Origin of the sequence: Streptomyces sp. ATCC 21386 (genome assembly GCF_018728545.1) — a bacterium.
In the GTDB taxonomy this organism is placed as follows: domain Bacteria; phylum Actinomycetota; class Actinomycetes; order Streptomycetales; family Streptomycetaceae; genus Streptomyces.
The window spans coordinates 6,890,552-6,912,720 of sequence record NZ_JAAVVL010000001.1 but is presented as its reverse complement, the minus strand read 5'-3'; the positions used below and the strand labels follow the sequence as shown (position 1 = coordinate 6,912,720).

Annotated in this window: 17 protein-coding genes and 2 pseudogenes; 10 read left to right on the top strand and 9 right to left on the bottom strand. The window is 71.3% G+C overall.

What is annotated here, in order from left to right; genetic code table 11:
- Window positions 1-18 precede the first annotated feature (18 nt).
- The 5 genes and pseudogenes from GWK25_RS29685 (at window position 19) to GWK25_RS29665 (ending at window position 6,811) form a co-directional block, all read left to right on the top strand.
- Window positions 19-1,581 carry a hypothetical protein gene (locus GWK25_RS29685; RefSeq protein WP_215454471.1) on the top strand — a complete coding sequence of 521 codons (1,563 nt, stop codon included), beginning with the start codon at window positions 19-21 and terminating at the stop codon, window positions 1,579-1,581.
- A 391-nt stretch (window positions 1,582-1,972) separates the two neighbouring features.
- On the top strand, window positions 1,973-3,454 hold the full coding sequence (locus tag GWK25_RS29680; protein ID WP_215454470.1) for an alkaline phosphatase PhoX: 1,482 nt from the start codon (window positions 1,973-1,975) through the stop codon (window positions 3,452-3,454).
- Window positions 3,455-3,564: 110 nt separating this feature from the next.
- Complete coding sequence (locus GWK25_RS29675; protein WP_215454469.1) at window positions 3,565-4,776, top strand: LAGLIDADG family homing endonuclease; 1,212 nt, start codon at window positions 3,565-3,567, stop codon at window positions 4,774-4,776.
- Between the two features lie 220 nt (window positions 4,777-4,996).
- Window positions 4,997-5,635, top strand: a pseudogene (locus GWK25_RS29670) (GntR family transcriptional regulator); the annotation flags it as partial.
- A gap of 156 nt (window positions 5,636-5,791) precedes the next feature.
- On the top strand, window positions 5,792-6,811 hold the full coding sequence (locus GWK25_RS29665; protein WP_215454468.1) for a 1-aminocyclopropane-1-carboxylate deaminase: 1,020 nt from the start codon (window positions 5,792-5,794) through the stop codon (window positions 6,809-6,811).
- A gap of 79 nt (window positions 6,812-6,890) precedes the next feature.
- Here GWK25_RS29665 and GWK25_RS29660 read toward each other — a convergent pair whose 3' ends face one another.
- The 8 genes from GWK25_RS29660 to GWK25_RS29625 form a co-directional block, all read right to left on the bottom strand.
- Window positions 6,891-8,108, bottom strand: coding sequence for a TerD family protein (locus GWK25_RS29660; RefSeq protein ID WP_215457681.1), 1,218 nt, complete (start codon window positions 8,106-8,108; stop codon window positions 6,891-6,893).
- 74 nt (window positions 8,109-8,182) lie between these two features.
- A complete protein-coding gene (locus GWK25_RS29655; RefSeq protein ID WP_215454467.1) occupies window positions 8,183-8,404 on the bottom strand; it encodes a hypothetical protein in 222 nt (73 codons plus the stop codon).
- A gap of 97 nt (window positions 8,405-8,501) precedes the next feature.
- The gene (locus GWK25_RS29650) at window positions 8,502-9,491 is read right to left on the bottom strand and encodes a zinc-dependent alcohol dehydrogenase family protein (protein ID WP_215454466.1); all 990 of its coding nucleotides are present in this window, start codon (window positions 9,489-9,491) and stop codon (window positions 8,502-8,504) included.
- Window positions 9,488-10,411: a carbohydrate ABC transporter permease gene (locus tag GWK25_RS29645; RefSeq protein WP_251829093.1), complete on the bottom strand. Its 924-nt coding sequence runs from the start codon at window positions 10,409-10,411 to the stop codon at window positions 9,488-9,490. The genes GWK25_RS29650 and GWK25_RS29645 overlap by 4 nt, the downstream gene beginning before the upstream one ends.
- Window positions 10,408-11,346, bottom strand: coding sequence for a carbohydrate ABC transporter permease (locus GWK25_RS29640; RefSeq protein ID WP_215454465.1), 939 nt, complete (start codon window positions 11,344-11,346; stop codon window positions 10,408-10,410). Before GWK25_RS29640 ends, GWK25_RS29645 begins: the two co-directional genes overlap by 4 nt.
- On the bottom strand, window positions 11,343-12,710 hold the full coding sequence (locus GWK25_RS29635; RefSeq protein WP_215454464.1) for a sugar ABC transporter substrate-binding protein: 1,368 nt from the start codon (window positions 12,708-12,710) through the stop codon (window positions 11,343-11,345). Before GWK25_RS29635 ends, GWK25_RS29640 begins: the two co-directional genes overlap by 4 nt.
- Window positions 12,711-12,830: 120 nt before the next feature.
- Window positions 12,831-13,592: a DeoR/GlpR family DNA-binding transcription regulator gene (locus tag GWK25_RS29630; protein WP_251829092.1), complete on the bottom strand. Its 762-nt coding sequence runs from the start codon at window positions 13,590-13,592 to the stop codon at window positions 12,831-12,833.
- Between the two features lie 256 nt (window positions 13,593-13,848).
- Entirely contained in the window at window positions 13,849-14,658 is an 810-nt protein-coding gene (locus GWK25_RS29625) for an NAD(P)-dependent oxidoreductase (RefSeq protein ID WP_215454462.1), read from the bottom strand.
- A 320-nt stretch (window positions 14,659-14,978) separates the two neighbouring features.
- Here GWK25_RS29625 and GWK25_RS29620 point away from each other — a divergent pair, with 320 nt between their 5' ends.
- Both GWK25_RS29620 and GWK25_RS29615 read left to right on the top strand, forming a co-directional pair.
- Complete coding sequence (locus GWK25_RS29620) at window positions 14,979-15,935, top strand: 5-dehydro-4-deoxyglucarate dehydratase (RefSeq protein WP_215454461.1); 957 nt, start codon at window positions 14,979-14,981, stop codon at window positions 15,933-15,935.
- Complete coding sequence (locus tag GWK25_RS29615) at window positions 15,932-17,098, top strand: hypothetical protein (RefSeq protein ID WP_215454460.1); 1,167 nt, start codon at window positions 15,932-15,934, stop codon at window positions 17,096-17,098. Before GWK25_RS29620 ends, GWK25_RS29615 begins: the two co-directional genes overlap by 4 nt.
- Window positions 17,099-17,208: 110 nt before the next feature.
- On the opposite strand, the gene GWK25_RS29610 is transcribed toward GWK25_RS29615, so the two are convergent.
- Window positions 17,209-18,531: an MFS transporter gene (locus tag GWK25_RS29610; RefSeq protein WP_215454459.1), complete on the bottom strand. Its 1,323-nt coding sequence runs from the start codon at window positions 18,529-18,531 to the stop codon at window positions 17,209-17,211.
- Window positions 18,532-18,857: 326 nt separating this feature from the next.
- Here GWK25_RS29610 and GWK25_RS29605 point away from each other — a divergent pair.
- The 3 genes and pseudogenes from GWK25_RS29605 to GWK25_RS29595 all read left to right on the top strand — a co-directional run bounded on the left by GWK25_RS29605 (window position 18,858) and on the right by GWK25_RS29595 (window position 22,004).
- Window positions 18,858-20,489, top strand: a pseudogene (locus tag GWK25_RS29605) (IS200/IS605 family accessory protein TnpB-related protein).
- A gap of 81 nt (window positions 20,490-20,570) precedes the next feature.
- A complete protein-coding gene (locus GWK25_RS29600; RefSeq protein ID WP_215454457.1) occupies window positions 20,571-21,164 on the top strand; it encodes a TIGR03086 family metal-binding protein in 594 nt (197 codons plus the stop codon).
- Between the two features lie 90 nt (window positions 21,165-21,254).
- Window positions 21,255-22,004, top strand: a complete 750-nt coding sequence (locus GWK25_RS29595; protein WP_215454456.1) for an MBL fold metallo-hydrolase — start codon at window positions 21,255-21,257, stop codon at window positions 22,002-22,004.
- Window positions 22,005-22,169: the final 165 nt, after the last annotated feature.

Below are 22,169 nucleotides of genomic sequence, written 5' to 3'. Positions count from 1 at the left end.
CCGAGGAGATCCCCGCCGATGTCAGACAGCTCGCCACTCCCGCCGGTGCGGCTCCTCCCCGAAGCGGAACTGGCCCGGGAGGCGCTCGCCACGCCGCTGCTCTCGCGCGCGGCACGGCTCGCCCGCTGGGCGGGCCCGGACACACGGGTCGGCGCCGGGGGCGAACTCGTGGACGAGCAGCTGCCGGAGGCCGCCGGGGTGCTCGGGCTCACGGGTGAGGGGGCGGGGAGCGTGGGGAGTTCCGCGAGCGCCGGGGATGCCGGGGGCGTCGGCGGTGGTGCGGGAGGCGCCGGCGGGGTGGACGGTGAGGACGCGGCGGCCCTGGCGAGCGAGGCGTGGCGGGTGGCCCTGGACACCGGGCTCGTCGAGGTCGTGGACGAGGAGGCCGGGACGGTCGGCGTCGGCGAGGACCTCGCACTCCTCACCTCGGGCGGACCGCAGGACGTGCTCGGCATCTGGCTCACCGCCCTGGAGACCACGCTCGCCGACGCGAGCGTGCCCGACCTCGACGGCCTCGTCGAGGCCATGGACTCCGGCGGTGAGATCGACTTCTCCCGGATGGACTGGGACCCCGGCGCCGAGGCGGACTTCCTCGACGGCGTGCTCCGCAACCTCTACCTCCTCACCGTCAGCGAGGACGGCCCCGACGGGCCGGTCCCGCTGCCCGCCCTCGCCGCCTCGATGATCGTCCCCGACGACATGGGCGAACCCACCAACGACGTCCTGGAACAGGTCTCCGACGCCATGATGCGGCTCGACGACCAGTTCAGGGTGCTGGAGCCGATCGGTCTGGTGGAGTACCAGCCGGTGGACGAGGCGCTGATGAGGGACGCGGAGGAGGCCGTGGCCGCCGCCGAGGAGCCGGGCGCGCCCGTCGTCGACGACACCGATGTCACCCGGTACGGCCTGGTCCGCCTCACCCCGCTCGGGCTGTACGGGGTACGGGCGCGGCTCCAGGAGGCCGGCGTGGTGGCGCCCGCCGTGGGGGACCTCGTCGACAAGGGCGCGGACGTGCTGCTCGACGGCACCGCCGCGTTTCCGCCCGCGGCGGCCCAGGCCGAGACCGAGCAGTGGCTCGCCCGTCGTGAGTCGCTGGACGCTGCGCGGGAGCTGCTGGCCGCGGCGCGTGGGTCCGACGCGGGCGCTCCGCTGCGGCGGCTGCGCTGTCAGCAGGCGCTGTCCCTCGTGGGCGCGGTGGCCGAGCCGGCCCTCCGGGACGTGCTGGACGACCCCGAGCTGGGTGGGCTCGCGCGGGTGTGGCTGACCGAGCGTGGTGCCGCGGACGTGCCGGCGCCGTCCGAGGCGATGGTCTTCTGGCTCACGATCGACACGGTGGCCGCGCAGTTGGCCGCCGAGGGGAACTCGGCGGAGCTGAGGGCGCTGGTGGAGGGGTTGGCCGCGCAGCACGGGTCGTTCTTCGCGGCGGCGTGGCGGGTGGACCATCCTGCGACGCCGGATGTGCTGGAGGCGATGGGGAGGATCCACCCCGACAAGAAGGTGGCGAAGGAGGCCCGGAAGGCGGCGTTCAAGGCGCGGTCGCAGATGGGGCCGGGGGGTGGGGGCGCGGGCGCGGGCGCCTGATAGCTCGGGGGTTCGGTTCGTCGGCGGGTGCGGGTGCGGGTGCGTAGGGCTTCTCGCGCAGTTCCCCGCGCCCCCAAAGGACCAGGTTCTGCGGGCCTGAAACACTACGGCCCTGCGGGCCTGAAGCCTGAAAAGCACGGGGCGCAGCCCCGGCTTTTCAGGGGCGCGGGGAACTGCGCGAGAAGCCCCACCGGAGCCGCACCCGCCGACGCACCCGAATCCCATGCCCGGCAACGCGCGGCCCCCCCCCGGCACCCGCACCCGCACCCGCCCACGCCCCGGCACTCCCGAGCTACGGCGTGTTCAACCAACGTTCAGGCGGGAGCGCGAGCGTGTGGCTCGACACCCAGGGTCCGCCCCCACGGTCAGCCCACGCCACGCAGGAGACAGCATGCCGCTCACCCGCAGGGACTTCGCCAGACGATCCGCGGCCACCACGACCGGTGTCGCCCTGGCTGGCAGCGTGGGCGCACTCGCCACCGCGCCGAACGCCCTCGCGTCGACGGACACGGACACCGCCGCGGAGACCGGCGACACGGCCCTCGACGGCGACGGCACCGCGCGCGGGGCGGACCGCGGCGGCGTCGGCTACGGCCCCCTCCTGCCCGACCCCCAGGGCATCCTGGCGCTGCCCGCCGGGTTCACGTACCGGATCATCACGTACAGCGGCAGGACGAAGCTGGAGTCGGGCGAGTTCACCCCCGGCAAGCACGACGGCACCGCCGCCTTCCCCGGCCCGCGCGGCACCACCCTCCTCGTCAACAACCACGAGCTGAAGGGCCCCCGGGCCAACTGGCAGTTCCCGGTGCCGCTCACCGAAGGGCTGGTCTACGACCCCGCGGCGGCCGGCGGCTGCACCGTGGTGGAGGTGCGGCCCGACGGCCAGGTCGCCGAGTGGGTCGGCATCGCGGGCACCTCCACCAACTGCGCGGGCGGCAGCACACCGTGGAACACCTGGCTGACCTGCGAGGAGAACTCCGACCGGGCCGGCGTCAACGGCATGACCAAGGACCACGGCTACGTCTTCGAGGTCGACCCCTGCGACCGCCGCGCCAACCGCGCCCCGAAGCCGCTGAAGTTCTTCGGCCGCTACGACCACGAGGCCGTCGTCATCGACCCCAGGCGCGGCCACGCCTACCTCACCGAGGACGCGGCGGGCCCCAACGGCCTCCTCTACCGCTGGACCCCGCCCAAGGGCTTCACCTACGGCCCCGGCAGGTTCCGTACCCTCGCCGACGACGCGGGCGTCCTCCAGGCCCCCCGGTGCTACGACTCCGGCGGCCGGTTCGTCGACGACCTCTCCCGCGCCACACGGATCGGCACGGTGTACGGGGTCGACTGGATCGACGTCCCCGACCGCGACGCCCGATCCGTCGCCGTCCGCAAGCAGTTCGCCGACACCGAGATCACCCGCGCCCGCAAGCTGGAGGGCATGTGGTGGGGCGACGGCGGCGCGTACGTCGTCTCCTCGTACGCCCGGGCCGAGAGCCCCGGTGCCGCGCACGACGGCCAGGTCTGGTTCTACGACCCCAAGCGCCGCACCCTCACCCTGAAGATCCTCCTCGGCGTCAACCCGGACCCGTCCGCCGACGGCGCCCTCGACGGCCCCGACAACATCACGGTCTCCCCGTACGGCGGCATCGTCCTCGCCGAGGACGGCGAAGGCGTCCAGCACCTGTTCGGCGCCACCGACAGCGGCCGTACCTACCCGATCGCCCGCAACGACCTGAACATCGGCACCGACGAGGAGCCGGAGTACAGCGAGTTCGCCGGAGTCACCTTCTCGCCCGACGGAAAGACCCTGTACGCCAACATCCAGGCCCCGGGAATCCTGCTCGCCATCACGGGGCCCTGGAAGCGGCAGAAGCGGTAACTGCCCCGGCTCCCCCGAACGAGTGGCTCTAATCGAGGACCCTGTGCACATCTCCGTCTCGACATAGCGTTTGAGCGTCGTACTGATGGTCGTTCGAGACGGAGAGGACCATGAACAAGGAACTTCGGGGTGGCATTGTCGAAGGCTCTCGCGTGTGGCTTCCAGATGGCTCGGCAAAACCGATCGAGGAAGTGGTCGCGAAACGCCTTCCTGTGCTGTCGTACAGCAAGGAGTGGGACACCAGACCGGTTCGTTATGGAGCCAATCAAGGGGCACGTGACCATTCGGTCGGCGAACTTGTCGGAGCGCCGCCGAGTGCTTGGTCCGGAAGCGTTCCGCGTGAGGCGTACAGCATCAGATTCGTATCTGGCCGCATCATTGAAGTGAGTGGTGATCAGCCGTGGGTGACACAGCGGGAAAAGGGGCGACAGGCGTGGGAATGGAAACAGACTGACGCTCTGGCTGTTGGTGACCGGGTACCGGTTCCCTTGGCTGCTGCCCACTTCGGAAACAAGGGAGATGCTCGCGAAGGGTACTTCGTCGGAGCGATGCTCGGCGATGGTGGAATGACGTCGTGTACTCCCGAGTTCCATGGTGACCCGTACGACGGAGCCGCAGCGTTCATGCGGGACTTTGCTGCTGATCATGGATGCGTTGTGCGTGAGACCCCGAACGGTTCGATCGTGCGCATGCGATTCCCCTTCAGGTCGGGGTACCGGAATCCCATTACTGAATGCCTTCGTCGCTATGGTGTATGGGGCCAGCGGTGTGACCGGAAGTCATTGCCTTCTGATGCGTTTAGTCGTGATTTCTGGATCGGATGCATCTCGGGGCTCATCGACACCGATGGCTGTGTGCGGGAGAGGGCCAATCCGCGAGGTGCCTTGCATGGTTCTGTCGAGTACGCCACAGTATCGCCAGAACTGGCGGCTCAGGTTTCCGATGCCCTGTTGCGTCTCGGCGTTGCCAGTCGGTTAACTGTCGACAAACGGCAGCGGAGCGGGAATCATTCCATCAATGGCTATCGGATTGAGAGCCGTCGGCCGATCTGCATCGTCGATGTCTCGCGAGCCACGGCACTGGTCCGTCTCGCTGGCCTACTGGAGCTACGCATCGGATACAAGGCTCGCAAGTTGGAGCGACTGGCTCAGGTGCTCGGCCATGTGGCCCCGGCGGGTAGCGATATGCATGGCTACGACGAGGCTGTGGTCTTGGACCGAGTGAAGACTGTTGAGTCGATTGGCATCAGAAGCGTTTACGGCGTACTGGCATCTCCCTCCGGCTTGTTCGTGGTCAACGGCCTTGTGACAGGTGCCAGGTAACGACTGGTGCGCGGAATGGCGTGTATCAGCCCCGAGAATGAGATCCTTCGTGCAGGTCTGGCGGGTTGCTTACCGCCGATACCCGTTTCTGGTGATATCGCCTGACGATGCCTAGAGCTGCATCCGCGCATCTTGGTTTCTCGGGCTCCTCCTTCGGCCCGGGATCACGACGTGACTGGTCCTTGTCTGAACTTCACGCTGACATCTAACATTTCAGTCCATGGAGGCCATACGACCGGTCGGGCGGACCCTGCTCAGGGACCGTGCGTACCAAGCCATCCGGGACGCCATCGTGGCCGGGGAGATCGAGCCCGGTGCGGTGGTGCGCGACGCCGAGTTCGCGGAGTTGCTGGGGCTGTCCCGGGCCCCGGTGCGGGAGGCGTTCTCGCGGCTGGTGGACGAGGGGCTCCTGGAGAGCAAACCGCAGAGCTACACGCGGGTCACGCCCGTCGTGGCCGCCGATGTGCGGGACGCCGCGGCCGTCGTCGGGGCCATGCACGAACTGGTAACCCGGACCGCCGTGCCCCGGCTGTTCGCGGCGGACGTCGAGACCATGCGCTCGGCCAACGAGCGGTTCGCCGCCGCGGTCCGCACCGGCGACGTGGACGCCGCCCTCGTCGCCGACGACGAGCTCCACGACGTCCTCGTCCGGGTCAGCGGCAACCGCGCCGCGGCCGCCACCATCGCCCGCTACACCCCGCTCATCCGCCGACTGGAGCGCCGGCGCTTCGGCGAGGGTGGCAACTGCCGCTCGGCCGGACTGCACGAGCAACTGATCGAGGCATGCGCGGCCGGCGAGACCGACGAGGCGGTCCGTGTGACGGCGGAGATCTGGCACGGTCTGGCCGCGCTCGTCGACGAGGTCGACCAAACCGAAAAGGCCGAGGAGGCCGAGGAAGCCGAGGGAGCTGAAGAAGCCGGGGAAGCAGGCGGACCCCAGGCCGAGGCCCTCGACCAGCACGCCGCCGGCGCGGCGGACCACTGACCCACTCCAAGGACATCCCCGGGAGGACCCGTGTCCCTTTCTTCCTTCGAGCGCTATCCGCTCCTCTTCGGGCCCTCACCGGTGCACCCGCTGGAGCGGCTGACCGCCCATCTGGGCGGCGCCGCCGTCTGGGCCAAGCGGGAGGACTGCAACTCCGGTATCGCCTACGGCGGCAACAAGACCCGCAAGCTGGAGTACCTGGTCGCCGACGCGCTCGCGCAGGGCTGCGACACCCTCGTCTCCATCGGTGGTGTGCAGTCCAACCACACCCGTCAGGTCGCCGCCGTGGCCGCCCGCGCCGGGCTCAAGTGCGTACTCGTGCAGGAGAGCTGGGTGGACTGGCCCGACGCTGTCTACGACAAGGTCGGCAACATCCTGATCAGCCGCCTGGCGGGCGCCGACGTACGGCTCGTCCGGGCTGGCTTCGGCATCGGCTTCAAGGAGAGCTGGGAACTGGCGCTCAGGGAGGTCGAGGAGAGCGGCGGCAAGCCGTACGCCATCCCGGCCGGCGCCTCCGACCATCCCCTCGGCGGTCTGGGCTTCGCCGGCTGGGCGTACGAAGTGGCCGAGCAGGAGCGTGAGTTGGGCGTCTTCTTCGACACGGTGATCGTGTGCTCGGTGACCGGCTCGACCCAGGCCGGCATGGTGGCCGGTTTCGCCGCGCTGGAGGAGGCGGGCGGGCGGCCACGCCGGGTCATCGGCATCGACGCCTCGGCCAAGCCGGACAGCACCCGTGAGCAGATCGCCCGGATCGCGCACAACACCGGACAACTCATCGGTCTCAAGCGGAAGTTGACCGTCGACGACGTGGAACTGGACGAGCGGTACCACGCCGGGATCTACGGCGTCCCGGACGACGCCACCCTCGTCGCCATGCAGCTCGCGGCACGCACCGAGGGCATGGTCACCGACCCCGTCTACGAGGGCAAGTCCATGGCGGGGATGATCGACCTGATCGAGCGCGGCGAGATCGACCCGAACTCCACCGTGCTCTACGCGCACCTGGGCGGGCAGCCGGCGCTGAACGCGTACAGCGGGGTGATCCAGTAGACGGGCGGGGCCCGGCCTTTCTCTGATGCAGCGCCGGGCGCCCTCCGGGTGGGGGCGCCCGGCGTTTCGTACGCGTGCCTCAGAGGGCCTGGGCCGCCGGCTTCACCATCCCCCTGACCGTGCGGGACTTCACGAAGTCGCCCATCGCCGTCATCTCCCACTCGCCGGAGAACTGCTTGATCAGCTTGGCCATCATCACGCCGGTCTGGGCCTCGGCGTTGGTGAGGTCGAAGCGGACCAGCTCCTCGCCGGTCGCGGCGTCGAGGAGGCGGCAGTAGGCCTTGGCGACCTCGGTGAACTTCTGGCCGGAGAAGGAGTTGACGGTGAAGACCAGCCCGGTGACCTCCTGGGGGAGCCGGCCGAGGTCGACCACGATCACCTCGTCGTCGCCCCCGCCCTCACCGGTGAGGTTGTCGCCGGAGTGCTTGATCGCGCCGCCCACGATGGACAGCTTGCCGAAGTAGCAGCTGTCGATGTGGTTGCGCTGGGGGCCGTACGCGATGACCGACGCGTCCAGGTCGATGTCCTTGCCCCGGAATGCCGGCTCCCAGCCGAGGCCCATCTTGACCTGCGAGAGGAGCGGACGGCCGCCCTTGACCAGGGAGACCGTCTGGTTCTTCTGGAGGCTGACGCGGCCCTTGTCCAGGTTGATCTTCCCGGCGCCGGGCGCGGGTGGGGCCGGAGGGGCGGGGGGTGCCGGGGGCGCGGCGGCGATGCGGGGGTCCACGGGCGGGGCGGGCGGGGCGGCGGGGGGCTGCATGGCGGGGGCGGCCGGGGCGACGGGCCGGGCCGGGGCCGGGGCGGGTTCCTCCACGGTGACGCCGAAGTCCGTCGCGATGCCCGCGAGGCCGTTCGCGTACCCCTGGCCGACCGCGCGCGCCTTCCACGCGCCGTTGCGCAGATAGACCTCCACGATCACCAGGGCCGTCTCCGAGCCCAGCTGCGGCGGGGTGAACGTGGCGATCACCGCGCCGCCGGCCGCGTCGCGGATCGTGGCCGTCGGTTCGATGCCCTGGAAGGTCTGGCCGGCCGCGTCGGGGCTGGCCGTGACGATGATCTTCTCGATGCCCGGGGGTACGGCCGTCGTGTCCACCGTGATCGAGTCGGGGGTCGTGCCGCCGCCGGAGCGGTACGTCACGCCCGGGCCGCTCGGCTGGTTGTAGAAGATGAAGTCGTCGTCCGAGCGCACCTTGCCGTCGGCGGTGAGCAGCAGGCCCGAGACGTCGAGCCGCACGGGCGCGGCGACGTCCACCGCGACGCGGGCGACGGGCAGCGGGATGTTCGAGCCGGGGGTCATAGCGGTCATGCCGGGTGAACGATTCAAGCCGCTTTACCGTTCCCTTACCGAGGCGCGCCGGGCGCCCGTTCGGGTCAGCGGCGGTTGCGGGGGTGTTCCCGGGCCGTGCGTTCGTTGCCCCGCCGGTAGTTCCCGGTCCAGCGGGCCATGACCAGCTGCGGGTCGCCCGCCGCCGCCTCGGCGAGGAAGCGGGCGGCTCGGGGGCCGCGCAGCGTCGTGGCCGCGCGGCCGTGGTGGTCGATCGTCACGGTGCCGTCGGAATGCTCGGCGTAGGTGAATCCGCTGGGGCGTGGCATGTCCCGGATGGTAGAGGTGGCAGCGGCGACGGCCCAGCGAATTTCGGTCGCCCACGGCGCGCCCCGGCCGCCCGCCGCCGTTCCCCGGTACCGAGCTCTACGGCACCACGACGATCTTCCTGCCCACTCCCGACGCGAACTGCTCCAGCGCCTCGGGATAGCGGTCCAGCGGCAGCCGGTCGCTGATGAAGACGTCCGGGTCCAGGACGCCGCCCGCGAAGAGTTCCGCCGCGCGTTCGAAGCTGTGCAGGACGGCCATGGAGCCGGTGACGGTGATCTCCTGGTTGTAGATGCGGTAGGGGTCGATCGTGACCCGGGTCGCGTAGTCCGCCACTCCGAACTGCAGGAACGTGCCGGCTTTGGCCACCCGGTCCAGGCCGTCCTGGATGGCGGCGGCGTTGCCCGTCGCGTCGATCACCACGTCCCAGCCCTGGGGGCGGTCCAGTTCGTCGGCGCCGGCGGCGGACGCCGAGACGCCCAGTCGGCGGGCGGTCTCCAGCCGGGAGGGGTTCACGTCGACCACGTCCACGCTCGCCGCGCCCGTCCGCTTCGCGAGCTCCAGCATCATCAGGCCCATCGTGCCCGAGCCGTAGATCAGGACATGGGCGCCGAGGCGGGCGCGCAGGACGTCGTAGCCCCGTACGGCGCAGGACAGCGGCTCCACCAGGGCCGCGTCCTGGGTGCGGACGTGCTCCGGGAGCCGGACGCAGTTGGCCACCGGTGCCACCGCGTACTGCGCGGCGCCGCCGGCCGTGGTGACCCCGATCGCGGCCCACCGTTCGCAGAGGTTGTTGTGGCCGGTCCGGCAGTAGCGGCACTCGTGGCAGTACAGGGACGGGTCGACGGCCACCCGGTCGCCCACGGAGAGTTCCGTGACCCGGCTGCCCACGCCCACCACCTCGCCCGCGAACTCGTGCCCGGGCACGATCGGGAGCTTCGGGGCGAACTCGCCCTGGAGGATGTGCAGATCGGTGCCGCACAGTCCGCACGCGGCGACCTCGACGACGACCTCGCGGGGTCCCGGTGTCGGGTCCGGGACCTCGGCGACGACGGCCTTGCCCACGGACTCGATGACGGCGGCCTTCATTTGACGGCTCCCAAGGAGAGGCCCTGGACCAGTTTGTCCTGGGCGGCGAACCCCGCGGCGAGCACCGGCAGGGAGATCACGAGCGAAGCGGCGCACACCTTGGCCAGGAACAGGCCCTGGCTGGTGATGAAGCCGGTCAGGAAGACGGGCGCGGTCTCGGCGACGACGCCGGTCAGCACCCGTGCGAACAGCAGCTCGTTCCAGCTGAAGATGAAGCAGATCAGGGCGGTCGCGGCGATGCCGGGGGCCGCTATCGGCGCCACCACCCGGGCCAGCACCGTGGGGAGCCGGGCGCCGTCCAGTTGCGCGGCCTCGATCACCGCCACCGGGACCTCCGCGAGGAAGGACTGCATCATCCAGACGGCGATCGGCAGGTTCATGGAGGTGTAGAGGAGGACGAGGAGCCAGATGTTGTCCAGCAGCCCCGTGTTCTTCGCGAAGAGGTAGAGGGGCAGCAGACCCGCCACCACCGGCAGCATCTTCGTCGAGAGGAAGAAGAACAGGACGTCCGTCCACTTCTTCACCGGGCGGATCGACAGCGCGTACGCCGCCGGGAAGGCGAGCAGCAGGACCAGTAGCGTCGAGGCGAGGGACGCCACCGTCGAGTTGATCAGGGCCGGCCAGGGGCTGGCGCCGCCGTCCACGCCGAAGAACTCGCGGTAGCCGTCGAGGGTGAGGGAGGCCGCCCAGGACGGCGGGTTGGTCGCCGCGTCCGGCTCCGAGTGCAGCGAGGTCAGGGCCATCCAGGCGATGGGCAGGAAGAAGAGGAGGCCGAGCAGCCAGGCGGCCACCCCGAGGCCGGCGCCCCGGGCGCCGCGGACACGCCCCGGACGTGTCTGCCTCGCCGTGCGGCGCCCGGCTGCCGCCGGGCCGTTCGCAGCCGCCGTCGTGTCGCGTGTGTCTGTCGTCGTGTCGCTCATCCGCGCGACACCTCCTCGCGGAACAGCGACGACACCACGCGCAGGGCGAACGTCGCGATGATGATCGAGCCGATGACGACCAGGACGCCGGCGGCCGAGGCGAGGCCGTTCTCGTGGGCCTGGTAGAAGGTCTGGTAGACGGTGTACGGCAGATTCGCGGTGCCCAGGCCGCCCGAGGTGATCGTGAAGACCGCGTCGAAGTTCTGCACGATGTAGATCGAGCCCAGCAGCGCGCCCAGTTCGAGGTAGCGGCGCAGGTGCGGGAGCGTCAGATGGCGGAAGATCTGCCAGTCGCTCGCCCCGTCGACCCGGGCGGCCTCGATCTGCTGGTGGTCCCTGGACTGCAGTCCGGCCAGCAGGATCAGCATCATGAACGGCGTCCACTGCCACACCAGGGAGGCCTCGACAGCGAGCAGCGGGGTGTCCGAGATCCAGTCCGGCTGAGGCCCGCCCACATAGTGCAACAGCCCGTTGAACAGGCCGTACTCGGGGTTGTAGAGCACGTGTTTCCAGAGCAGGGCGGCCGCCACCGGGACCACCAGGAAGGGGGCGATGAGGAGGGTGCGGACGATGCCCCGGCCCCGGAACCTCCGGTCCAGCAGCAGGGCGAGCAGCAGACCGAGGACCAGGCTGGCGAGGACCACGGCGACCGTCAGCAGGATCGTCGTCCACACCGAGCGGCGCAGGTCGGGATCGGTGAGCACCTCGCCGTAGTTGGCGAAGCCGGCGAAGGAACGGGCGTCCGGGTAGAGGGAGTTCCAGTCGAGGAAGGAGATCACCAGCGTGGCCACGAACGGGAGTTGGGTCACGGTGATCATGAAGATCAGGGCGGGCAGGAGCGGGGCGCGGGTGGCCCAGGCGCGCAGCCGGGCGTTCGGCGTGCGCTGGGTGCGTACGGGGGTCGCCGCCCTCGGCGCTGTCGTGGTCGCGGTCATCGTCCCTCGTACTCCTCGGAGATCTGCTCGGCGAGCGCCTGCGATTTCTTGAGGGCCGATGCGACGGACTGGCGTCCGGCGATGGCCGCGCTGATCTCCAGGGAGACCTTGGTGCCGAGGTCGGTGAACTCGGGGATGCCGACGAACTGGATGCCGGGCGCGGGGCGCGGCTGTATCCCGGGGTCGGTGGGCCGGGCGCCCTCGATGGCCTCGCGGGTCATCTCCTGGAAGGCGGCGGCCTCCTTGCGGTAGTCGGGGTTCGTGTACGTCGACTCCCGTTTGCCGGCGGGGACGTTCGACCAGCCGATCTCTTCGCCGACCAGTTCCTCGTACTCCTTGCTGGACGCCCAGGAGACGAACTTCCATGCCTTGTCCGGGTTGCGGGAGGCCTGCTGGATGCCCCAGGCCCAGGTGTAGAGCCAGCCGGAGGACTCGGTCCTCTCGACCGGCGCCGGTACGTAGCCGATCCTGCCCTTCACCGGGGAGTCGTCCGCCTCCAGGGAGCCGGCCGCGGAGGTGGCGTCGTACCACATGGCGACCTTGCCCTGGGTCATGTTGTTGAGGCATTCGGCGAAGCCGGCCTGGGCGGCGCCGGATTCGCCGTGCTCGCGCACGAGGTCGACGTAGAACCTGGTCGCCTTCTCGAACTCGGGGGAGTCGAGCCGGGCCTTCCAGTCCTTGTCGAACCAGGTGCCGCCGAAGGTGTTCACGACGGTGGTCAGGGGTGCCATGACCTCGCCCCAGCCGGGCAGTCCCCGCAGACAGATGCCCTTCATGCCGTCCTCGGCCCCGTCGGCCTTCGCGGCCAGGTCGGCGACCTCCTGCCAGGTGGGGTGCTCGGGCATGGTGAGCCCTCGCTCGGCGAAGACGTCCTTGCGGTACATCAGGAAGGACGACTCGCCGTAGAACGGCTCTCCGTAGAGTTTGCCGTCGTCGCCGGTCAGGGACTGGCGCATCGGCTTCAGGACGTCCTGCTGGTCGAAGGCCGCGTCCTTCGCGACGTACGGGTCCAGCTCCTCCAGCCAGCCGTTGCGGGCGTAGATGGGGATCTCGTAGTTGCTGAGGGTGGCCACGTCGTACTGGCCCGCCTGGTTGGCGAAGTCCTGGCTGATCTTGTCGCGGACGTCGTTCTCCGGCAGCACGGTGAAGTTCACCCTGATGCCGGTCTCCTTGGTGAAGTGCGCGGCGGTGAGCTTCTGCAGCTCCTGCATCTGCGGGTTGTTGACCATGAGTACGTTGATGGCGTCGCCGCCGGATCCCGCCCCGCCCGCCCCGGTCCAGCAGCCGGAGAGAAGCGGGGCGAGCAGCGTCCCTGCGGCGACCGCGGCGAGTGCGCGCGGCCTCCGTCGGCTCGGGATTCGCATGGATCGCTCCTGGACGTATGGGGAGATAAGGGGCACGTGGAGGTAGGGGAGGCAGGGGGAGGGGAGGGGGAGGTGTGCGGGCAGGGAGGGCAGGGGCCGTGGAGTCGGTAGGGGCCGGGGTCAGACGCGGATGACCTGGGGCCCCAGCAGCGAGTACCTGTGGGCCTCGGACGTCGGCAGCAGCGTGCTCGTGACGATCGCGTCCAGGCCGCCGACCTCGGCGAACCGGCAGAAGCTGACGGCGCCGAACTTGGTGTGGACGCCCGCGAAGACCGTGCGCCGGGAGGCGCGGATCGCCTGGGCCTTGACCTCGCTGACGGCCGGGTCGGGGGTGGTGAGGCCGTGTTCGCGGGTGATGCCGTTGGCGCCGATGTACGCCAGGTCGATGACGAAGCCGGCCAGCATCCTCGTCGTCCAGTGGTCGACGGTGGCGAGGGTGCCGGGGCGCACCCGGCCGCCGAGCAGCAGCACGGTGGTGTTGCCGGCCTCGGCGAGGGCGCCCGCAGTGGCGAGCGAGGCGGTGACCACGGTCAGCGGCCGGTCCCGGGGCAGTGCCTCGGCGATGAGCTGCGGGGTGAAGCCCTCGTCGACGAAGACGGTCTCCGCGTCGCCGAGCAGTTCGGCCGCCGCGGCGGCGATCCGGCGCTTCTCGGGCACGTGGCTGGTGGCGCGGAAGGCGAGCGTCGTCTCGAACCCGGCGCTCTCCACGGGATACGCGCCGCCGTGCGTACGGCGGACCAGGCCATGGTCCTCCAGGGCGCGCAGATCGCGCCGTACGGTCTCCTTGGCGACGCCCAGCGCGACCGCGAGTTCGGCGACGTCGACCGCGCCGGTGCTGCGAGCGGCCCTGACGATCTCGCGCTGCCTTTCTTCCGCGCTCATGGCCGACACCTGCTCTCCTCGCCGTAGTGCTGCCCGTTCGGGCCCGCTGTGGGCCTTGGGGGAAGTTCTACAGCGGGTGCGCGGCGCCGACCAGGTCTGTCACGGGTCCGATGCTGCCCGTCCCTGACCGTTTCGCGTGGCCGCTGCCCGTCGCGGACCTGGGGCGGACGTGGCATCGGGCAACGGACGTGCCCGAATGCGGGAGCGGGCGGGCCCGTTCGGTGCCCGCCCGCTCCTTTCGTCGGTACGGTCGGGGTCAGTACGGCCAGATCGGGGGGTCGTTGACGAAGTGGCCGCCGAGGTTGGCGTGGGCCTCGTTGCCGGGCGACAGCTCGCCCTGTTCGGCGATGAGCTTCTCGGCGTACGGCTCGGAGTCGTCCTGCGGCTCGTAGCCGAGGGCGCGGGCGGTGGAGAGGTCCCACCACAGGCGGGTGTTGGCGGAGGAGCCGTAGACGACGGTGTGGCCGACGTGCTCGGCGGTCAGGGCCGCGTGGAAGAGGCGGGCGCCGTCGGCCGGGCTCATCCACAGGGAGAGCATGCGGACGCTGGTGGGTTCGGGGAAGCAGGAGCCGATGCGCACCGAGACCGTCTCCAGGCCGTGCTTGTCCCAGTAGAGCTGGGCCAGGTCCTCGCCGAAGGACTTGGACAGGCCGTAGAAGGTGTCGGGCCGGTGCGGGGTGTCGATCGGGATCAGCGGGTCGCCGTCCCGGGGGCGGGGGGTGAAGCCCACCGCGTGGTTGGAGGAGGCGAACACGATCCGGGGCACGCCCTCCGCGCGCGCGGCCTCGTACAGGTTGTAGGTTCCCTCGATGTTGGCCTTGAGGATCTTCTCGAAGGACGCTTCCAGCGAGATGCCCGCGAGATGGACGATCGCGTCGACGCCACGGACGGCCTCGCGCACGGCCTCCCGGTCGGCGAGGTCGGCCGTGATCGCGTCCGGCGCGCCCTCGACGGGCCGCAGATCCATCAGGCGCAACTCGTAGCCGTATGCCGGGAGCAGGTCCCGCATCAGGGTGCCGAGTCCACCGGCGGCGCCGGTGAGCAGAACGGTGCGGGGAGCGGGCATCCGTGGATCTCCTTGCATCGCCAGCCGTACACATGGGCGTCCGATATTCACATTCATGGACACGCTAGGGAGTGCGGTCGCGCGCGTCAAGTGCGGCGCGAGGGCGGGAAATCGCTGGTGCGGTGGGGGTTGCCCGGCTTGACCGGCCCGGAGGGGGCGCTTTAGCGTGCTCTTGTTCAGAAATGTAAACATCGATCAGTGGCATGGACATGTGTGTCGGCGTCGACGCGGACGGTCGGCAGCGACGCGGATGGTCGGCGTCGACGCGGACGGTCGACTTCGGCTCGGACTCGACTTCGGCTCGGACTTGGGAGCGCCCCGTGACGTCAGCCCCTCTCACCACCCGGCTCAGGGTCCCCAGTGGACCGCTGTTCTTCCCCGTCACGGCCTACGGCCCGGACGGCGCCGTCGATCTCGACGCCTGCCGGGCGCACGTCCGCCAGGGCGTCGACGCCGGCGCGGCCGCCGTCTTCGTCTGCTGCGGCACCGGCGAGTTCCACGCGCTCACGCCCGAGGAGTTCCAGAGCTGCGTCCGGGCCGCCGTCGCGGAGACGGCCGGGCGAGTGCCCGTGGTGGCCGGCACGGGCTACGGCACCGCCCTCGCCGTGCGCTACGCGCGCCTCGCCGAGGAGGCGGGCGCCGACGGTCTGCTCGCCCTCCCGCCGTACCTAGTCGTGGCCGCCCAGGAAGGGCTGCTGCGCCACTACCGGGAACTGGCCGCCGCGACCTCCCTCCCGGTCGTGGTCTACCAGCGCGACAACGCGGTCCTCACCCCGGAGACCGTCGTCGAACTGGCCCGCACGGAAGGGATCGTCGGCCTCAAGGACGGCGTCGGCGACCTCGACCTGATGACACGGATCGTCAGCGCGGTACGCGCTGAGGGCCCCGCCACCGCCGACTTCCTCTACTTCAACGGCCTGCCGACCGCCGAGCTGACCCAGCCCGCGTACCGGGGTGTCGGGGTCCCCCTGTACTCGTCGGCCGTCTTCTGCTTCGTCCCGGAGATCGCCCTCGCCTTCCACCGGGCACTCGAAGCCGGTGACCCCGCCACCGTGGAACGGCTCCTCGACGGGTTCTACCGGCCCTTCGTCGAACTCCGCGCCAAGGGCCGGGGCTATGCCGTGTCACTGGTCAAGGCCGGGGTACGGCTACGGGGACCGGACGTGGGCGGGGTACGGCCGCCGCTGCACGAGCCGACCGAGGAACACGTCAAACAACTGGGCCAGTTGATCGAGCGCGGACACGCGCTGCTGGAAGAGTGCCGGGAGGACATGTGAAGGCGTCGACGTTCGTCTACCCGTGGGACGTCAACGGGGACCCGGCCGCCGCGGAACGCATCGCGGGGCTGGGCGTGGGACAGGTGACGCTCGCCTCCGCGTACCACTCCACCCGCGCGCTCACCCCGCGCCATCCCCGGCAGCGCATCGTCACCGCCGAGCACGCGGCCGTGCTGTACCCGCCGGGGGTGCGCTGGGAGGGCCGGACGCTGCGGCCGTACCCGGCGGGGGACTGGGCGCCGGGTGACGCGTTCGGCGAGGCCGCGACGGCACTCGCGCACGCCGGGCTGGAGGTGCACACCTGGGTCGTCCTCGCCCACAACTCCCGGCTCGGCGCCGAGCACCCCTCGACTTCCGTGGTCAACGCCTACGGCGACCGGTATCCGTGGGCCCCGTGCGTCGCCCAGGAGGCGACCCGCGAGTACCTCGTCGACCTGGCCGTGGAGGCGGCGGTCCGGCCGGGCGCCCGGGGCACGGAACTGGAGTCGCTCGGCTGGTACGGGATCTCCCACCTCCACGCCCACGACAAGACGGGCGGCGTCGGGCTCGGGGACGCCGGGCAGTACCTGATGTCGCTCTGCTTCTGCGTGACCTGCCGCGCCGGTTACGCCGACGCCGGGCAGGACCCCGAGGAACTGGCGGCGGCCGTCCGGGACGCGCTGGCACCGCTGTGGCGGGGGGAGGCCGTCGACGAGGGCTGGCCGGGGGTGGAGAAGCTGCTCGGCGCGGACCGGGCGGCGGCCACGCGCGTGTGGCGCGACGCGATCGCCCGCTCCCTCCAGGAGACGGCGGTCGAGGCGGTACGGGCCGCCGCGCCCGCCGGGTTCCAGATCCTGCTGCACGCGGACCCGGTGACGTACCACTGCGGGGCGAACCCCGGGGTCGACCCCGCGCACATCCTCGGCGTGGCGGACGGCGTGGTCGTCCCGTGCGCGGGCGGCCCGGGACTGTTGCCGGCCTTCGCCGAGGCCGGTGCGGAGGGCGCCGTCCTGGCCGCCAACTTCGGCATCGTGTCGGGCATGGGCGGCAGCCCGGTCACCCTGGCCGAGGACGCGGGCCGCGCGGCGGAGCTGGGCGCGACGGAACTCCGCCTGTACCACGCGGGCCTGGCCTCGGACCAGGATCTGACGGCGGTACGGGAGGCACTGACGGCGGTGGACTGACGCGGGACGGGGCGGTACGGGAGGCACTGACCGAGGTGGGGGGAGCCTCGAGCCGGGGGCCGGGAGCGCCTACTGACGAAGGCGTCGGCGGTGTTCAACCCGAGATTGGGTCAGCGATGGCGCAGCAGTACGGCTGCGGGAAGCAGGCAGCCGCCCCCCACCGTCACCGCCAGGACCCGGAGGTCGACCGGTCCCACCAGGGCGGCGCCGATCGCCATGCCCACCGCCGTCGGGGCGAACAGCAGGGTCTGCGCGGTGGCCGTGGCGCGGCCCAGCAGATGCGGTGGGGTGTCGCGCTGAACCGCGGTGAGCGTGGCGACGAGGACGCACGGCAGCCCGGCGCCGATCGCCGCGCCGCACACGAGGGCCACGGTGTCGTCCGGTACCGCGCGCAGTGCCACGGCCACCCCTGTCAGGGCGATCCCGTACGCGGCGAAGCGGCGTTCGCCGAGGCGGCGAAGCAGGGGGCCGGAGGTCAGGCCGACGGCGATCGACCCCGCGCCCTGGGCGACGTGGAGGAGGCCGGCATAGGCGGGGGAGCGGCCGAGTGCTTCCACCACCGCGAAGACGAGGGAGCCGTTGATGCCGGCCAGCAGCATGGTCACACCCCCGGCCAGGACGAGCGGACGCAGCCGCGCGTGGGCGAGCAGGTGCCGGGCACCTTCGGACGCGCGGCCGGTTCGGGACGCGCGGCCGGTTCGGGCAGTGCGGCCGGTTCGGGCAGTGCGGGTACTGGGTTCGGTGGGGGCGGTTCGGGTGGTGAGCTTGGCTCGGGCCGTTCGGGCCGTTCGGGCGGTGGGGTCGGCTCGCGCGGTGAGGTCGGTGGCCGTGGTGCGGCCGGCCCGCTCCCGTACCGAGCCGTACAACCCCGCCGCCGCCACGAACGTCACCGCGTCCAGCAGGGCCACCGTCGCTCCGCCGTGCGCCGCGTACAGGCCCGCCCCCGCCAAGGGGGCCAGCAGCTTCATGCTCTCGTTCGCCGTCATGCGCAGGCCGTTGAAGTCGCCGAGGAGGGAGGGGGCGACCGTGGTGGCGACGAGGGCCGACTCCGCCGCGTCGTGGACGACGCCCGCCGCGCCGTAGACGAGGAGGACCGTGTAGAGGAGCCACAGGTCACCCGGGGCGTCGACGGTGAAGAGGGTGAGGAGAAGGGCGGCCAGGGCGAGGTCGGTGGTGATGAGGAGGGCGCGGCGGTGCGGGCGGTCCGCCAGGGCGCCCAGCAGGGGGCCGGCCAGGAGCGGGGCCCACAGGGCGAACGCGCACAGCGCCGCCAGCGCGTCCGAGCCGGTGAGGTCCTTGACCCAGACCCCCGCGACCAGCCACAGCGCGCACGACCCGAGGCCCGAGACCACCACCGCGGCCAGACACAGCCCCGCGTCGCGGTCCCGCAGCACCCGTCCCACCGCCCACGTCGTCGATGTCATGGATGTCATGGCTGGTGAGCGTGGTGCTAAGGACCCGGCGCACGGATCGGGCGGATGCCCTAGGAAACGTCACCGGGAAAGGTGGTCGCTCCGCCGGCGATGAGTTCTCGGGACGCCGAGGGTTGGAACTGCTGCCGCTGAAGTGCGTTCAGGGACGCTTGGGTGAGCGGGAGCGAGTGGTGCTGGCCTTCGTCGCGTCGCGTGCGTGGGTCGCGGACCGGTATCAGTGGGGAACTGAAGTTCCCTCATCGAATGCGTGACCTTGGCCGGTGGTGCTCGTTCGCCATGGCGACAGGAGCTTCAGGCGGGTTCGGGTGGGGGTTGGAGGTGGCGGGGTGGGTGAGCTGAAGAGTGTCGCGGCGCCGTTCGTCACGCCCGGTCCGGCGGGTGTGGCCGTCCGGACCCGTCTCAAGCAGCTGACGCCGGGTGATGAGAAGGTGCTGCGGCTGGTGGGGGCGCATCTGGGGTCGCTGGCTTCGCGGGATCTCAAGGCGCGCTGCCGGGACGGCCTGGAGCATTCCGGTCAGGCGTGGGCGGTGCGGAAGCGGGAGCTGACGCCCGTCTCGTCGTCACGCTGGGCGGGCAGTATCACCAAGGCCACGCATGACCAGTGGGCACTGGCCCGCCGCTGCCAGTCGGCGCACATACTGAGCCTGGAAGCGGGGATCCGCACCATCGAGGCCCGGCTGGCACTGCCGGTCGGGCAGAAGGGAACGAAGAAGGCGCCGGGAGGTTACCGGTCGCGGCGGGAATGGCACGCGAAGGCACGGCGCCTGCGGGTGCTGCAGGACCGGCTGACCGCCGCGCGAGCCGACCGCGAGGCCGGCATCGTGCGCGTGGTGCGGGGCGGCAAGCGTCTGGCCCGTACCCGGCATCACCTGGAGGCGGCCGGGCTGAGCGAGTCCGCGTGGCGTGGGCGGTGGGAGGCGGAGCGCTGGTTCTGCCAGGCGGACGGGGAGTCCGGCAAGCGCCACGGTAACGAGACCATCCGCGTCAGCCCCGAGGGTGAGGTGAGTATCAAGCTGCCCGCGCCGCTGGCCCATCTGGCGAACGCCCCGCACGGACGGTACGTCCTTGCCGGCCGGGTCGCGTTCGCGCACCGGGGCGGTGATTGGGCGGATCGCGTCGAAACCAACCGGGCGATCGCCTACCGCATTCACTACGACACCGGCCGGGACCGCTGGTACCTGACCGCGTCCTGGCAGATCCCGCCCACCCCCGCCCTCCCGAACGAGGCCGCGCTCGCGCACGGGGTGATCGGCGTCGACATGAACGCCGATCACCTGGCCGCCTGGCGCCTGGACATTCATGGCAACCCCACCGGCAGCCCGCGCCGCTTCTTCTACGACCTGACCGGCACCGCCAGCCATCGTGACGCCCAGGTCCGCCACGCCCTGACCCGCCTCCTGCACTGGGCCCGCACGTGCGGGGTGAAGGCGGTCGCGGTGGAGGACCTGGACTTCACCGCCGAGAAGACCCGGGAGAAACACGGCCGCCGCACCCGCTTCCGCCGGCTGATCTCCGGTATGCCCACCGGAAAACTCCGCGCCCGACTGGCCTCTATGGCCGACACCACGGGGATCGCCGTCATCGCCGTCGACCCCGCCTACACCAGCCGGTGGGGCGCTCAGCACTGGCAGAAGCCCCTCACCACGACAACCCGTAAGACGACTCGCCATGAGGCTGCTGCCGTGGCGATCGGAAGGCGCGCCCAGGGACACCCGATCCGGCGACGGACGGCACCGCCCCCTGTTCACCGGAGTGATGAGCACGGGCATCGGACCGTCCAGGCCCGACCAGGTGTTGCTGGGCGTGAGGGACCCCGCCGCCGCGTTCCCGGACCACGGACACGATCCGTGCCGCCCGGACGCGGAGCGAACGCGGGCAACCAGAACGCCCAACACCGTCCGGGGCGTTCGGCCGAGCATGAGACCTGGCAACAGGACTCACTCCCGCTCAGTCTTTAGGAACGGTCTACCGAACACGAACGCACCACGCACCACGCACCACGCACCACGCACGAGCACAGACCGGTGAAGGAGTACCGCATGACCGACCACGGCCCGATCCCCCTCGACCTCGGCCCGCAGACCCGGCTCGTCGCCCGGCTCGTCGCGGCCGTCCGCGACGACCAGCTCGCCGGCCCCACCCCGTGCCCCGAGTACGCCGTGCGCCACCTCCTCGGGCATCTGCTCGGACTCGCCGACGCCTTCCGGGACGCGGCCCGCAAGGACCTGGGGCCGACGACGGACACCGCCCCGCAGTCCGCGCTGCCCGACATCGGGCCCGGCTGGCGCGAGGCTCTGCCGAAGGTGCTCGACGAACTGGCGGAGGCCTGGCGGGACCCGGCCGCGTGGACGGGTGAGACCCGGGCGGGCGGGGTGTCCCTGCCGGGGGCGGTCGCCGGGGCCGTGGCGACGGACGAACTCGTCGTGCACGGCTGGGACCTGGCACGGGCGACCGGGCAGGCGTACGAAGCCGATCCACCGGCCCTCGCCGCGACGCACGCCTTCCTGGAGGCGTCGGTCGACGACCCCTCGCGCGGCGAGATCTTCGGCCCCGTGGTCCCCGTCCCGGACGACGAGCCGCTGCTCGACCGCGTGATCGGTCTGAGCGGACGTGATCCGAAGTGGAAGCCATAGCGGCAACCCCGCGCACCACACCATGAGCAACCCACGAAAGAACGCACAAACGCGGCGCGCGCCCCCGCCTGCGTCCGTACGCTCCCGAGCATGCCCCTGAGCCTCACCGTCCTCGGCACCGCCTCACCGCACCCCGGCCCGGGCAGGCCCGCCTCCGGGTATCTGCTGCGCGGTGGCGGCGCCGAGATATGGGTGGACGCGGGCTTCGGTACGTTCGCCGAGTTGCAGCGGCACACGGACCCCACCCGGCTCACGGCCATCTGGATCTCCCATCTGCACGCGGACCACAGCGCGGACCTGGTGGCCGCGCTGTACGGGTTCGCCCACGGCGGTCTCACCCTGCCGACGCCGCTGCCGGTCTACGCGCCCGGCGACTGCGCCGCCCGTGTCGCGGGGTTCCTCGGACGGCCGGACCCCGCCGCCCTGAACAGGGTGTTCGACTTCCGCCCCCTGTACGACGGCCACACCGTCCGGCACTGGAACCTCGCGCTCACCGCCCGCGCCGTCGTCCACGACGTGGAGGCGTACGGCCTGCGCGCCGAGTGCCAGGGGCGGGTCCTCGCCTACTCGGGGGACAGCGGGCCGTGCGACGCGCTGGGCGCGCTCGCGGGCAGCGCCGACGTGTTCCTGTGCGAGGCGGACGTCGACACGCATCGCGAAGGCGAACCCCGGGTGCATCTCACCCCGGAGGAGGCCGGCCGGTACGCCAAGGGCGCCGGCCGGCTGCTGATCACCCATGTGGGGCCGACGCTCACCCCGGAGGGGGCGACCGGGCGGGCGGCGGTGGTCTTCGGCGGTCCCACCGAGAGCGCGCGGGTGGGGGACACCCACACCGTGTGACACCGGTGGTGACGGTGTGACACCGAGATCATGTGACCGCGCGCACATCTGGTTCTGTCGTAAGCATTGACGGCGACACGGGCGTCCTCCTACCTTCAACGCGTCGTACTTCGTACGTCATATATGAGACGCGATATGGGAGATCCCATACGTGAGTTCGCATAC